Source organism: Bacteroidota bacterium (assembly GCA_013360915.1).
Taxonomy (GTDB): Bacteria; Bacteroidota; JABWAT01; order JABWAT01; family JABWAT01; genus JABWAT01.
The window spans coordinates 51208-66121 of sequence record JABWAT010000009.1 but is presented as its reverse complement, the minus strand read 5'-3'; the positions used below and the strand labels follow the sequence as shown (position 1 = coordinate 66121).

At 49.5% G+C, this 14914-nt stretch carries 12 protein-coding genes and 1 pseudogene; 9 read left to right on the top strand and 4 right to left on the bottom strand.

Going from position 1 to position 14914, the window contains the following annotated elements:
• Positions 1-72: 72 nt before the first annotated feature.
• The 3 genes from HUU10_10820 to HUU10_10810 all read right to left on the bottom strand — a co-directional run bounded on the left by HUU10_10820 (position 73) and on the right by HUU10_10810 (position 2449).
• Positions 73-1038: a response regulator gene (locus tag HUU10_10820; GenBank protein NUQ82088.1), complete on the bottom strand. Its 966-nt coding sequence runs from the start codon at positions 1036-1038 to the stop codon at positions 73-75.
• 11 nt (positions 1039-1049) lie between these two features.
• A complete protein-coding gene (locus tag HUU10_10815; protein NUQ82087.1) occupies positions 1050-1880 on the bottom strand; it encodes a bacteriohemerythrin in 831 nt (276 codons plus the stop codon).
• A gap of 233 nt (positions 1881-2113) precedes the next feature.
• Positions 2114-2449: an STAS domain-containing protein gene (locus HUU10_10810; GenBank protein NUQ82086.1), complete on the bottom strand. Its 336-nt coding sequence runs from the start codon at positions 2447-2449 to the stop codon at positions 2114-2116.
• Positions 2450-2587: 138 nt separating this feature from the next.
• Here HUU10_10810 and HUU10_10805 point away from each other — a divergent pair, with 138 nt between their 5' ends.
• The gene (locus tag HUU10_10805) at positions 2588-3334 is read left to right on the top strand and encodes an ROK family protein (protein ID NUQ82085.1); all 747 of its coding nucleotides are present in this window, start codon (positions 2588-2590) and stop codon (positions 3332-3334) included.
• Between the two features lie 87 nt (positions 3335-3421).
• Here HUU10_10805 and HUU10_10800 read toward each other — a convergent pair whose 3' ends face one another.
• Positions 3422-4864: a DUF2779 domain-containing protein gene (locus tag HUU10_10800; GenBank protein ID NUQ82084.1), complete on the bottom strand. Its 1443-nt coding sequence runs from the start codon at positions 4862-4864 to the stop codon at positions 3422-3424.
• A gap of 177 nt (positions 4865-5041) precedes the next feature.
• Here HUU10_10800 and HUU10_10795 point away from each other — a divergent pair, with 177 nt between their 5' ends.
• The 8 genes and pseudogenes from HUU10_10795 to HUU10_10760 all read left to right on the top strand — a co-directional run bounded on the left by HUU10_10795 (position 5042) and on the right by HUU10_10760 (position 14891).
• Positions 5042-8467, top strand: coding sequence for a methylmalonyl-CoA mutase family protein (locus tag HUU10_10795; protein NUQ82083.1), 3426 nt, complete (start codon positions 5042-5044; stop codon positions 8465-8467).
• A gap of 350 nt (positions 8468-8817) precedes the next feature.
• A complete protein-coding gene (locus tag HUU10_10790) occupies positions 8818-9753 on the top strand; it encodes a PD40 domain-containing protein (protein ID NUQ82082.1) in 936 nt (311 codons plus the stop codon).
• 138 nt (positions 9754-9891) lie between these two features.
• A pseudogene (locus HUU10_10785) lies at positions 9892-11187 on the top strand (CotH kinase family protein).
• Positions 11086-11505 (top strand): T9SS type A sorting domain-containing protein, encoded by a 420-nt coding sequence (locus HUU10_10780; GenBank protein ID NUQ82081.1) that lies wholly within the window; start codon positions 11086-11088, stop codon positions 11503-11505. Before HUU10_10785 ends, HUU10_10780 begins: the two are co-directional and overlap by 102 nt.
• A gap of 106 nt (positions 11506-11611) precedes the next feature.
• Complete coding sequence (locus HUU10_10775; protein ID NUQ82080.1) at positions 11612-12001, top strand: hypothetical protein; 390 nt, start codon at positions 11612-11614, stop codon at positions 11999-12001.
• Between the two features lie 112 nt (positions 12002-12113).
• Complete coding sequence (locus HUU10_10770; GenBank protein ID NUQ82079.1) at positions 12114-12908, top strand: hypothetical protein; 795 nt, start codon at positions 12114-12116, stop codon at positions 12906-12908.
• The gene (locus tag HUU10_10765; GenBank protein NUQ82078.1) at positions 12908-13924 is read left to right on the top strand and encodes a c-type cytochrome; all 1017 of its coding nucleotides are present in this window, start codon (positions 12908-12910) and stop codon (positions 13922-13924) included. The genes HUU10_10770 and HUU10_10765 overlap by 1 nt, the downstream gene beginning before the upstream one ends.
• A 28-nt stretch (positions 13925-13952) precedes the next feature.
• Positions 13953-14891: a hypothetical protein gene (locus HUU10_10760; GenBank protein ID NUQ82077.1), complete on the top strand. Its 939-nt coding sequence runs from the start codon at positions 13953-13955 to the stop codon at positions 14889-14891.
• Positions 14892-14914 lie beyond the last annotated feature (23 nt).

Sequence of the window (14914 nt, the reverse complement as noted above, 5' to 3'; positions counted from 1 at the left end):
GTCCATAAAATACCAAATAGTCCCCATAAGCGGCAGGTGAAACCATGGGACCGGGTTGTTTCTAATGAAGAATTAACGCTTGGAGGCGCTGAGCAGGGAATACAGAATCGGATTGGCCTGATCGGACAGCCGTTTGATAAAATCGGCTTCACGGGTGGTAAAAAGGCTGCTCCGGAATCCCCAGAAAAACCCGGTGATTGCAAGATTTTTCCGGTTGCTGCCGGCACCCACGGCAAACGCGCGGTCATCAACCCGGAAAAACGGGAGCAATACTTCACTCACCAGACTGTAATGATTGGCCCATACCTTTAAAAGGGGTGATGGGGTACGCAATAAGTCATTACTGAACACCTCATCTGCTTCACTGAGCATGCGGGCAACCTGTGAATAGTCGGAAGGATTGACCTTTCTGAGATCCTCCATCAGAAGGATATCACCGACTTCACTGGCCAGTCCAAAGGAACCATCGGCCTGCTTTTCATAGTACCCAATCACGGAAAAATCGTAAATGTCCTTCAGTCCGTTCAGGTAGTTGGCCATGGCTTTTGGTAAATTCCGCTCCAGCGAATCCTTTGCCAGCGTGGTCGTGAGTTTATGTTTTTTGCGAAGGTAAAATTCGTCGGTATCCTCAGTGGTTTCATAAATATCACCAAAAGCTGCGAAAGTGCGTACCAGATGGGCCATGTCATCCTGCTGGACAGGTTTGGTCACAAACCCAACTGCACCCTGATCGTAGGCCAGTTTCGATTTTTCACTCGAGGTATCGCCAGTTATCACGACCACCGGAATTTTGTTCAGTTTCCTGTCTTTTTTCAGAACCGCCAGAAACGAAAGTCCATCCATCCCTTCCATGTGAATATCGGTCAGAATCAGGTTTACCTGAACCGTTTTCAGTTTATCGACCCCTTCCTGCACACTGTTGGCATGAATAACCATTACGCCCAACGGACTCAGCACTTTATCCATCACCAGATGCTGGGTAGGTTCATCATCAATAAACAGTACAACCAATGAGGTGGATTTTTTTTCGTTTTTCATAAAATTTTCTATCAGATTTTCTTAAATATTTTGGCAAAAAATCCGGTTTCCACCGGGGTTTTCTTCCTGTTGATTTCATCCATATAGTTCCGGTCCGACTTCTGAATATGACTGATCAGCCATTTTCCGAGGTACTCATACAACCCCATAAAGTCCTTTGAACCGGCAGCAGCCTGTTTCCGGTAGTCGGAAAGGTAGGCAATAAACTCGGCATGTTTTTTCTTATGTCCGGCAAGATCGGAATAACCCACTGTTTCGAGCATAACTTCTTCGGCCGCAAAATGAACCCGGGTATAGTCTTCCAGTGTATGGATTATCTCGGCAATTTCATGAGTGGCATTTCTGTTTTTAATGGCCAGCCACAGACGATTGATCACATTCACCAGAGACTTATGCTGTTCATCGATCTGGCTGACTCCGATTTCATATTCTTTTTTCCATTCAATGGCCAGATCTGCGGGTTCGGGAGAAGAGGGTGAAGCCAATGAAGGACTGGCAATCACTTTAAATTGATCAATGATTTCCATGAGTGTGTTGGAGTGATCGGTGATCTTTGCCAGACATTCATTGGCCTCATGGGTTTCTTTCGAAATGTAATGACCATAGGCTTTGGCTGCCATTTCATGGAAACCCTTATGATAGGCCACCAGATCCATAAACATGGGGTTGGAAGCATACTTGGCCATGCCTTCCCCATGTAACCACTTGCCCATTTCGCACTGTGTATGGTCTTTGACCTGAATGCTTTCCAGTTTTCCAGACCCGCCGCTTAGCATGGACCGGAAATTGATCCGCCATACGAGGTGAGCCATTTTTAGTTGTTCCCAATCGAGAGTCGCCATGGTTTTTCCGTCGGTTAATAGTCATGTTTTGATCTGCAAATAAGTCATTAATGACAAATCCTGTGCCACACAGGAAAGATTCAGGAAAAGATTGATCAGACACCTCTGTGATGACTTTGTCACCCGGAAGGGCACCGGAAGGAGTGGAGGATGGGAATGAGGCGTTTACAAATGGTAAAAGCGTTTACAAATAGTAACAGTACCGACTCCTCAGCCGGTACTGTTACCTGTATTCAGAATCCGACCAATGCGTCTTCTACCATTTTGAAGGTATCGAATGTTTTGATCAGGCGCGTCACCACCAGCAGGCTTTCGATTTTCTCGGTAACACCGACCAGACGGATTTTTCCGTTTTTGGCGGCCAGTGAACTGTAGGATGCCATCAGGGCGCCGATTCCCGAACTGTTCATCCACTTAACTTCACTCAGGTCAATCACCACCTTCAGGTAGCCTTTTTCAATGACATTTTTTACTGCCTGATGCAGCTCTCCCGATTCGGGACCACTCATCAGATTGCCAGAAATTTTAATCACGGCGACATCACCGTGAAAACGTTCACCAATTTTCATAGTTTCTCCCTGACGTTTCTGAAATACACTGGTTTAGACGGACCGGAAGGTCCGGCCGGTAAATATAGAGATATTCCGTTTGAATTATTTGAATAAACCTCGTTTATTGCAGTGAAAATCACTTAATCGGGGTGCAGAATGAAGATTCTGGGAGTCGATGTCGGCGGATCCGGCATCAAAGGGGCCATCGTTGAAACCACCACCGGCGATCTGCTGACCGAGCGGCTTCGTCTGGTCACACCCAGTCCATCCACCCCTGATTCTGTGGCCAAAACCATATCAGAACTGACAAAATCATTGAAATATTCCGGTCCGATCGGAGTCGGATTTCCATCGGTGGTTCATCATGGTGTGGCCATGACGGCCGCAAACATCCACCGGTCATGGATTCAGACCAATGCACGTGATCTGTTTTCTCAGGTGACCGGTCAGCCGGTTACCGTTTTAAATGATGCCGATGCAGCCGGTCTTGCAGAAATGTCCTTCGGACATGGAGCCGGCCAGAAAGGAACCGTTCTGATACTGACGGTGGGAACGGGAATCGGAGCCGTGCTTTTTGTGAACGGGCAGATCGTCCCTAATCTGGAACTCGGCCATATTTTTCTGAAAAACGGCGTGACCGGCGAGAAATATGCGTCTGATGCCACCCGGAAAAACAAGGACCTTTCATGGGCTGCCTGGGCAAGCCGTTTTAACGTCTATCTGGCCCAAATGGAAGCCCTGCTGTGGCCCGACCTGATCATTGTGGGTGGCGGAATCAGCAAGAAGGAAGACAAATTTTTCAAACACTTACACACACGGGCCCCGCTTCTGCTTGCGAAACTTCAGAACCAGGCCGGAATCATCGGGGCTGCCCTTGCAGCAGAAAAAAAATTGAGTTTTTGAATACCCGCCACCTGCCTGCAGAATCAGATCAGCCGCAGGTCTTTCATGTCAGGGTCCCTTCCAGATAAACTCCTCGAATCAGTCCGGTTAATCGGGTTGATTTCCGGTTCCTTGAACCCATTCTCTCAGTTTTCCCAGAACCAGCACCATTCCTTCGGTATCGCGCCGGCAATAATCGAGCAGAGCCTGCCAATCGGTCTCGGAACCACCGTTCACAATCAGATGATTCCATAAATACTGAGAATCCAGACCGGATTGAACAGTCAAGGTGCCGTAACTGAACCGGGGATACAATGCGTTCAGGACCTGCTTCAGTGAGTACTTTCCCTGAAAGCCGGGAAGGTACACCCCATGCTGAACCACCTCCTGCAAATCCCACAACCGGGAAGCCGCCCCGGCAAGCCAGCCGGCATCATCGGGCGACCAGGCTGCCAGCAAGGACAGAATCTGCCTTTCGAACTGATGATTGTACACCACAATGCTGCCCTGGTGATTTCTCAGCACACTCAATCTTTCCAGTAAACCCGGTCTTGGGTCTGATCCATCCCGATGCAGATAATCAATGCCAGACATCTGCCCGGATTCATCGTGAAGCAGCAGACTGAACTGATATGGAATCTGGCCAAAAGGCTTCATTCCCTGAAATCGTGGCACAGGCGGATTGTCTGCCTCAAAATCCAGAAAAGCCAGGGGCTGGCGCAACTGACTCAGCGAATCGGTAAGCAGCGTGTGGTGAATAAACGGTTGACGGTTTTGATGCACTTCCCTGATCAGAGCCTGTCGTTGATTGACCGGGAACGAGTCGGGCAACTGACGGATATCGAGCCACTCACGGTTCCGGATGATTTGCTGCTGGTCATCATTCAGAGCCGGCAGCCAGAAAACCGGTTCAGTCACCTCATCCGGCCAGCATTGTGAACGGAATCCGCATTCCATGCAATGATACCCGGGACGTCGGCCAGGTTCCTTTTCCTGACGAAGTAACCGGCGAAGGGCGGCGGCCTTTGCTGGTATGGATCTCAATCGTCCGTTGAGCCGGTCTGTCACCTCAGAGATCACAAACAGAACATCCGGATCGGGTCGGTCGGCGGCCGGATTGATGTGAATAATGAACTGCCGGTCAGGGACAAAACCCGCAGCCCTGAGACAAACCGTCTGAAAAGCGACATCATCGAGGTAACGGTCATAAAGCCGGGTGGCCGATTTGACCCGGTACAAATCAACTGTCCGCTTGTTCTTGTCCTTCAGGACCAGAATATCGGCCCGGCAGGCATAACGGTCGCTTTCCAGCCAGACATCAAACCAGGTCCCTTCATTCCGCAGGGATTCCCCTCTGGCGGCAAAACGCCCCCCGGGAAATAAACGACGGGCCACTTCGTGAACCTGATGCTTGGCTACACTGGTCCGCCAATCGGGCCGGGGAGGAATTGATTCCTTCAGACCCCGTTGTTTATACCACAACAGACGTTTACATTGGGAGCCACTTTGCCAGAGCCGGTTGGTAATGGGGGAAAAAGGAGAAGTCTTCATTCCCTGCAAAAAAACGAATAATGCAGCAGGATTAAAAACAGGACGAATCCGGTGAGGAAGTCATGTTTTTCCCAAATCCGGCCGACCCGCTTATCTTTGCTCCATCGCAGTCAACAATCAGAACGACCACTGCCGGCAGCAGGACCACTGCCGGAACCATTCATTTTTTCGAAAACCATGAGCACACAGACACCCCTCAGAACCAGGCATAAAATCCGTTTCGTAACCGCAGCCTCGCTATTCGACGGACACGATGCTTCCATCAATATTATGCGCCGGATTCTCCAAGCCTCCGGAGCTGAAGTGATTCACCTTGGCCACAACCGAAGTGTTTCAGAGATTGTCGAAACGGCCATCATGGAAGACGTTCAGGGAATTGCCATTTCTTCCTATCAGGGCGGGCATCTGGAATACTTCAAATACATGATCAGTCTTCTTCAGGAACGGGGAGCCGGTCACATTCGCGTGTTCGGTGGTGGCGGCGGTGTAATTGTCCCCGGTGAAATCAGGGAATTGATGGATGCCGGAGTAACCCGGATTTACTCTCCGGAGGACGGAAGGGAGATGGGATTGCAGGGCATGATCAATGACATGCTGGAAAAAACCGATTTCTCCACGCTTGAAAGTCCCGGTATCACCGGATTACCCACCTCGACCGATGAGATCATTTCCCTTGCCCGAACAATTACCCTGCTCGAATCAGGAATCGATCAGCCAGATGGAGATGCTTATCACAAAGTCAGCGACATCCTTCATGCTTTTCAACCGCCTGTTACCATTCCGGTCGTGGGAATCACCGGAACCGGCGGTGCCGGAAAATCATCACTGACTGATGAACTGATCCGCCGGTTCTGTATGCGGTTTCCATCCATGCGGATTGCCATTTTATCGGTGGATCCTTCCAAGCGAAAAACCGGTGGGGCGCTTCTGGGTGACCGCATCCGGATGAATGCCATTTACAACGGCCGGGTGTTTATGCGTTCCCTTGCCACCCGTGCAGCCAACCAGGCCACCAGCAAGGCACTGAAGGAATCCATTCAGCTTTGCAAACTGGCCGGATTTAATCTGGTTATTGTAGAAACCGCCGGAATTGGTCAGTCAGATAGTTCCATCACCGATCTGGTGGATGTATCGGTTTACGTGATGACGCCGGAATACGGGGCAGCCAGTCAGCTTGAAAAAATTGACATGCTGGATCTGGCCGATCTGATTGTACTGAACAAATTCGAAAAACGAGGGGCTGAAGATGCCTTGCGTGACATCAGGAAAACCGTTCAGCGAAATCATAACCGCTGGTCAGAGTCACCCGACGATATGCCGGTATTTCCCACCATTGCCAGTCAGTTTAACGACACGGGAACCAACTGGCTTTTCGACAATCTTCTGCTTACCCTGAACCGGAAAACCGGAACCCAATTTGAAGTCCCCGGTTCACCCGATCAGCGCGATCCCAGAAAACAGATTATCATTCCGCCCGACCGGACCCGCTATCTGGCCGAAATTGCCGATTCGGTGTCTTCTTACAAGGCTTATGCAGGTGTTCAGTCAGAAGCAGCCAGCCTGGCAGGTGCCTGTCATCAGGTGCTAAAGCATCTGGGAAGTCAGGTTCCCCTTCCGGGTGATCTGTATGACAAGGATGATCTTTTTTCGGATGATCCGGCGATTGAAACCCTCCGCCAACGGTATCAGGAAGCCATTCTTGAGCTGACCAGTGACAGCCGCGACCTGATCAGAACCTGGGAGCAAACCCTTCATGATTACCGGGATGACATTCACCATTATGAGGTGCGGGGTCAGCGGATCGAAGTCGATAATTTCACACGTTCTCTGTCTCACGTCAAAATTCCGAAAGTGTCCCTTCCCTCCTGGAGTGACTGGGGTGATTTGCTTCGTTGGCAACTTCTCGAAAATGTCCCGGGAAAATTCCCCTTTACTGCAGGTGTATTTGAGTATAAGCGCAAAAGCGAAGACCCCACGCGGATGTTTGCCGGAGAAGGCACCCCGGAACGAACCAACCGTCGTTTCCACTATGTCAGCAAGGGTCAACCGGCTGCCCGTCTTTCCACCGCGTTCGATTCGGTGACTCTGTACGGAGAGGATCCCGCACGCCGCCCTGATATTTTCGGAAAAATCGGGAACAGTGGAGTTTCGGTCTGTACCGTGGATGATGCCAAAAAATTATACTCCGGATTTGATCTGTGCGCGCCAACCACCTCGGTATCCATGACCATTAACGGACCGGCTCCCATGATGCTGGCCTTCTTCCTGAATGCGGCCATTGATCAACAGGTGGAAAAGTATATCCATCAATCGGGTACACTTCGAGACACCCAAAAACTGATTGCCGACCGGTATTGTGAAGCCGGTCTTCCGGTTCCGGTTTATGAAGGAGGTCTTCCGGAAGGAAATCAAGGGTTGGGTCTGGCGTTGCTGGGCTTGTCGGGAGACGCGGTGATTCCTCCTCAATTGTACGAAAAGATCAGACGTGACACATTGGCATCGGTACGGGGTACGGTTCAGGCCGATATTCTGAAGGAAGATCAGGCACAAAATACCTGTATTTTTTCCACCGAATTTGCCCTTCGGATGATGGGGGATATTCAGGATTATTTCATCAGAAATCAGGTGCGGAATTATTATTCCGTTTCCATTTCAGGCTATCACATTGCCGAGGCGGGTGCCAATCCGATTTCTCAACTGGCTTTCACACTTGCAAACGGATTCACTTATGTGGAGTACTACCTGAGCAGGGGAATGAAAATTGATGATTTTGCCCCCAACCTTTCCTTTTTCTTTTCTAACGGAATTGATCCGGAATATGCAGTGATCGGCCGGGTGGCCCGACGGATATGGGCCACAGCCATGAAACGGCGGTATGGAGCCAATGAACGCAGTCAGAAACTGAAATACCACATTCAGACCTCCGGACGTTCGCTTCATGCACAGGAAATTGATTTTAACGACATACGCACCACGTTACAAGCCTTGTATGCCATTTACGACAATTGCAATTCCCTTCACACCAATGCCTACGACGAAGCCATCACCACGCCCACTGAAGAATCGGTACGGCGCGCCATGGCCATTCAGCTGATTATCAACCGGGAACTTGGTCTGGCCAAAAATGAAAATCCGCTGCAGGGTGCCTTTATTATTGATGAACTGACCAACCTGGTCGAAGAAGCTGTTCTGGCAGAATTCCGTCGGATTTCTGACCGGGGCGGGGTGCTTGGAGCCATGGAAACCATGTATCAGCGCGGAAAAATTCAGGAAGAATCGATGTATTATGAACACCTGAAACATTCAGGTGAACTTCCCATTGTGGGAGTGAACACCTTTCTGAATCCGCAACCGCCCGTGTATGAATCACTGGAACTGATCCGTTCCACCGATGCTGAAAAGCAGCAGCAGATCGGCAATCTGGAAGCTTTTCACCAACGAAACCGTCATCTGGCCGGGCCCGCTCTCGAGCGGTTAAAAACGGTGGCAGTTTCCGGGGGTAACCTGTTTGCCGAACTGATGGAAACCGTCAAGGTTTGTTCTCTCGGGCAGATTTCACAGGCGCTTTATGAGGTGGGCGGGCAGTATCGCCGGAATATGTAAAATGCTTAAGAGACCACCTTCCCTGGCTTCTTCAGGGTAAATGGGACTCTCACTGACCTGATTTCTGGCACCACTTGGTGGGGGATTCGGAAATTACGAAGAAGACCTGAGGGGAATCGGTAAGATGTGTGATTTTTTCTGCAGTTTTGCTCGAAATTAAATCAGGGTTTAATGGTCACTTATAAAAACCAATCGATCAGGAATCCCTTGCATTTTTCATTCGAAACGACGCCGGAAAAATGTACAGTTCAGGTTGACAAAGTTGCTTCTGATTAAACAAAATTTTTCTTTTTCAGCGTTTAAGCAAATGGTCTTCCCTTTCTATCCGTTACAATCAAGGAACTAAGGCAATGAAACAACTTTATCTGTTGCTTTTTCTCTCCACCGTGCTGACCGCCTGTTCTGGGGTGAACCCATCCTACCGCATTGCCTACAACGTGCTGGTCAATGGCGAAAAAGATGATTACGACGTATTTACCATGAATCCGGATGGCTCTGATCGGAAAAACATCACCCGACACCCCGATGTGGCCTGGACGTACATGGCTGAAGGAAACCGGCTTTTCTTCATCAGCGACAGAGACACTGCTTACCGGAATTATTTCCTGTATGAGACTGATGCACACGGAAACCACATCAGACGTGTGTCGGATCTGAGACTTGAAGATTCATGGATGGATGCCAGGAAGAATGGGGATGAATTGGTGGTGGCTGGTCGCATCGGACGGGAAATCCGGTACCAATTGTTCATCATAGATACCCGGACAGGCCAATTCAGACAAATAACCACCGATACCACAGCCATGTTCAGAGATCCGTGCTTTTCGCCAAACGGATCGACACTGGTATTTGCATATAAACCGAATAAGAGGGACCGGTCCATGCATGAGGAACTGTATCTGATGGATGCGGACGGCGGACCCATTACCCAACTGACAACCTATCCAAAGACCGATACCACTGCTGCTCCTCACGCCTACCGTGCCGGACCACCGCGGTGGCATCCGACCGATCATTTCATTTCCTACCACTCGAACCAGCAGGGAAAAGCCAGTTTATTTGCCATTACCCCAGATGGTAAAAAACAATGGAAACTCACTAAAAATGCAGAAAATGAAGGCTGGCATGACTGGAGTCCGGATGGCAAATGGCTGGTGATGGATATCTATGATTATGAGAAAAAGTTTTTCATGCTTGGTATCCAAAACTGGGAAACCGGTGAATTCCGTATCCTGCAGGACTCCGTTTTCCAATACAACCAGGCACCCGTTTTTGTTGAAAAGTAACAGGAAAACCCTTCAATCGTTGAAATTGTTTTGATAGGCTGGCTACTGGCTACTGGCTACTGGCTACTGAATTCTGAATTCTGAATTCCGTATATTGCAATTCAGACATTTCAATCGCTTTCTGAACGGATTTTTGCCATGAAAACGCTCCCATTTGCCACCCGACTTACCGGTTTGGCCATTTTTCTATTCTTCCAACCGGTTTTTTCACAATCCCCTTCGGGCGGATTGCCGGTTATCCACATCAACACCAATGGTCAGACCATCCCGGACGAACCAAAAATTCCGGCCACGATGACGGTTAACAATGCCGATGGCTCTCTTTACTGGACGGGAAATATCGGGATAGAAGTCAGGGGAAATTCCTCACAGATGTTCCCTAAGAAATCCTGGTCGGTGGAAACCCGTGATGCCAATGGCGAGGAACTGGAGGTCAGTTTCTTCGGCATGCCAAAGGATGCAGACTGGGTCATGTATTCGCCATACAGTGACAAGACCATGCTTCGGAACAATCTGATGTATCATCTCAGCAACTCAATCGGACGGTGGGCAGCGCGTACTGCCTTTGCAGAGGTGGTACTTAATGGCAAGTATCATGGGGTGTACGTGTTCATGGACCGGGTGAAACGTGGAAAAAACCGCGTTAACATTACCAAACTTGGGGCGGCAGACACAACCGGAGATGCTGTTACCGGCGGGTATCTGCTGCAGATCGACCGGATTGATGATGGATTCGATGACTGGTATTCCCTGCTTCCACCGTTTACCAATGCCTGGCAGCGGGTTCCCTATCAGTTTGTCTACCCGAAACCGGAAAACCTGGTTTATCAGCAACGGGTCTACATGAAAAACTGGATGAGAATCTTTGAGGCCAATGCCGGTTACCTCTACAAGACCGACCCTGAAAAAGGCTATCCGAAATACCTCGATGTCCCAACGTTTACCGATTATTTCATTTTAAATGAAATTGCCAAAAATGTCGATGCCTTTCGATTAAGCGTCTTTTTGTATAAAGAGCGCGATTCGAAAAGCAATGGAAAGCTCAAAGCAGGACCCATCTGGGATTTCGATATCGGCCTTGGTAATGCCGATTATTACAACGGTTGGGAAACCCATGGACTGATTTCCTCTCAATTCAGCGAGGGCGATGGTTTTCAGCCTCCTTTCTGGTTCAGGATGATGCATGCCGATCCGGCCTTTCAGAATCAGGTAAAAACCCGGTGGCATGAAGTTAAGAATCAGGCCCTTCATCCAGATTCGGTCGACCAATGGCTGGATGGTCAGGTCAGTCTGCTTGGAACAGCCATTGATTCAAACTTCACACGCTGGCCCATTCTAAATGAATGGGTGTGGCCAAATCCGGCTGTCCGCGGCAATTACGCCAACGAATTACAGGCTTTGAAAACCTGGTATCGGGATCGGTGGAACTGGCTGAACCAAAACCTGCCGGGAACGGGTGTAGGAGTCGAACAGGACCCACTGGTTCCAACCGGTCTTCAGGTGAGTGAGGCCTGGCCAAATCCCTTCAACGGCCAGACGCTGATTACCGCAACTCCGGCCGGGTCCTGGCTGGATGCCCGTGTTTTTGATGTTCTCGGTCGGGAATGTCTGATTCTTCAGAACGGCCCGGTCAGAACAGGTCAGACAATAACCCTCCGGCTAAATGCAAATGGCCTGGCCAGCGGACCCTATTTGATCCGTGTATCGGATGGAATGTCTGTTCAAAGCCGTCAGGTGATTCTGATCAGGTAGAAGATGTGGTTTAAAGGTCGTCCAACCCTGTTTACCAGTTCACCCTTTTCGGAACTGGGTTGACACCCTTATTGAGTTTCAATCATCCGACAAGCTATTTTCGGTTATGCAAGGTCTTCAATTTCATACACGTCTGACTGCGGTCCTGACAATATTGGTTCTGTTCATTCAGATCAATTCCGTTGCCTGGCTGACCTTCTGGTTTTCGTTTAACCAGAAGGAAATCAGCGAAACAGTCTGTGAGAAAGTGGTGGTTGAGTGTAATGGAAAGTGTTACCTGAGCAAACAAATTGAAAAAGAAACACAATCCGAACCGGCAAGACCCATCAGCAGTAAACAGGATTTTAAAATCAAGGACAAGACCGATCCGGTTATACTCCTGATTTCTCCTTCAAACCGGTTTAGCGAGAAGCAAAGCACAATTCCGCTTTATTTAATTTCAAGGTTACTTCGTCGTACGGTTTCTCCGGAATCCCCTCCTCCCGATCACGCCTGATCTTTCACTCAATCTCTGAACAGAATGACATTCCGCACCAATGGTGCCGGAATTCGAACACCCTTCATTTCCGGGTATTTGGTCCGGATTTCACCTATTTTTTTTAACACATATGAAAAAACCCATTTATACCTTTCTGTCCATTTTTCTGATTTCATCGTTAATCGTTTCCTGTGATTCCTCCACAGAATCAGAAGACGATGATGATGATCATGTTCATACTCACGTCAACCTGACCTTTGATGCCATGTTTGGTTCCTCTGAACTTCAACTGGGAACAAAGTATGTGACCGGTGCAGGTGATACTGTTTCCTTTTCAACCCTGAAATTTTACATCTCGGAAATCGCTTTGGTCGATTCATTCGGAACAGATCATGCGGCAGATGGCATTTTCATGGTTGATTTCAGCCAATCGGGTACCAACGGGAAAGTAACCGTTGAACTGGAAGGAAAGCCAGGAATCTATCGTGGAGTGAAATTCTCGGTTGGGATTCCCTACTCAGAAAACCACAAGGATGCATCCACCCAAACATCGCCGCTGGGAACTGCTTCCGGCATGTACTGGTCGTGGAATCCTGGCTATATTTTCCACAAAATTGAAGGCACGGTTGATTCGGTCGGAAAGTCCATTTCCATTTCCTACCATGTGGGTGAAGACACGCGGAAACTACCCGTTTCATTGGCTTCATTCACAGGGACCAAAACCACCTTTGTAGTGGAGGCTGGTAAGACTTCTACGTTTGATGTGCTCGTCGATTACTCGAAGCTTTTTAACGCCGGAATAAATCCGGCCAACAAACTGAGCCCGAAAATGAACACGACCGAGCGGATTCATCATGTTGGACCGGCCAATCTGGCTGACCGGATCTTTCTGAACAGTAAAAGCTTATTCAGCCGGAAGTTATAATGTGGCCGCGACTTTTCGTCTTGCTCATACTTCTCACTGCATGTGGCGTCGAAACCGAAGAGGGGGGGCCGACACCGGCCTCCCCATCGGTTCCCCGTAACTTTCCGCCTGTTCCGGTTCCGGGTGACAATCTGCTTACACAGGAAAAATTTGAACTGGGAAGGCAGTTATTTTTCGACAAGGCCTTTGCAAAAGATTATTCGGTTTCCTGTGGAAGCTGCCACCAGCCAGCCGCAGGTTTTGCCGATGGCGGAAAAGCCGTCAGCACCGGTTTTCATGGCCTGACGGGAACCCGGAATGCCCCGGGCCTCACCAACACGGCCTATCTGGATAGTTACCTGTGGGAAGGCGGCGTACCGACTCTGGAAAAACAGGCGCTCGCACCCATTGTCAATCCGGTTGAATTTAACATCCATCCCGATACATTGGTGATGCGGATTGCCATGAATCCGGTCTATCCGCCACAGTTCGAAGAAGCCTTCGGAAGTCGCGAAGTCACACTGGAACGAATTACCAAGTCCATTGCCACTTTTGAACGGTTTCTGATCAGCGGGAATTCGGAATTCGACAAATGGAACCGAGGGGAACCCAACCAGATGACAGCCTCCGCCAAACGAGGCTTCGATGTGTTTTTCGGTGAATCGGGAGACTGTTTCCATTGCCATGTCGGATTCAATTTTACCGATAATGACTTTCACAACAACAGCCTTGCTGCTGTGTATTCAGACCCGGGCAGGTATCTGCTGACCTCACGCGATGAAGATATCGGAAAATTCAAAACACCCACGTTACGGAATGTCGCTCTGACGGCTCCGTACATGCACGACGGAAGCATCGGTACGCTTGAAGAGGTGGTCCGCCATTATAACAGCGGAGGCAAGCACCATCCGAATGCTGATATCCTCATGCGTCCATTGGGGCTGAAGGAGGATGAAATGGCCGATCTGGTTGCCTTTCTGGAGTCACTAACCGATACCAGCTTCACCAATCAACCTAACTTACAACCGCCCGATTGATACGGGAAACTTTTTTCTATAACCGCTTATGATCCGCATTTTTCTGCTTCTCCTTTTTCTTACAGGGTTACCAATCGCAGGCTTTTCGTGTGATTTCTGCAATAATCTGAACGGGGTCAATCCGCATTACACCGGAAAAAACCTCATTGCTCTGAATTGGCTGGTACAGCATTCCGAACTGGATGCTGTTGCAGGTTCTCCATCGACCGGTTTTTCGAAAATTGCTCATGGCGGACACGGAACCACTGCAACCGGTTATCAGGAATCACGACAGACTCTTGACCTTACCATTTTATGGCATTTGTCTCCCTCCTGGATGGTTCAGGCCAATCTGCCCTGGCAGGCCAACCGCCTCGACTCGGATGGAATCACCACCTCCCGATGGGTGGGTGACATGGGAATTATGACCAAATATGTTATCAGTAATCCGGCTTCAGGCGGATGGTACCGCTATCTGATTGTGGGAGGCGGACTTGAATTGCCAACCGGAAACAATCACTTAAAAGATGGATCGGGTCAACGGCTTCCCATGGACCTGCAGATTGGATCCGGAAGCACCGATTTGCTGGCTTCCCTGCTCTGGATTGATCAGTGGGATACCTGGACGGTTGCCAGCGATTGGTACTTGAAGTATTCCACTAAAAACCGGGATGACTATCAGGTGGGTTCTTCTCTTACCACCGCTGCATCAGTTGCACATGATCTCTGGCGGAATAATTCCCTTAGTCTTGCCGCTGTTGGCATGACCGGACTTCGGTTCGAGAAAGCCGGTGCCGACGCCGACTCGGGTTCAAGAGTAAAAGGAACCGGGTCCTCAACCCTGTTTCTGCAGGCGACCATGAAGATTTACTACCAATCTCTGCGGTGGTATGCCACTGCCCTGGTCCCAACCTGGACCAGTCGTCCTTCGGGGTCGCCGGCAGAACATACCAGGCTTGCAACTGGAATCAGTTGGGAATGGGAATAAAAAAGGGGCCTTCCGGGCCCCTT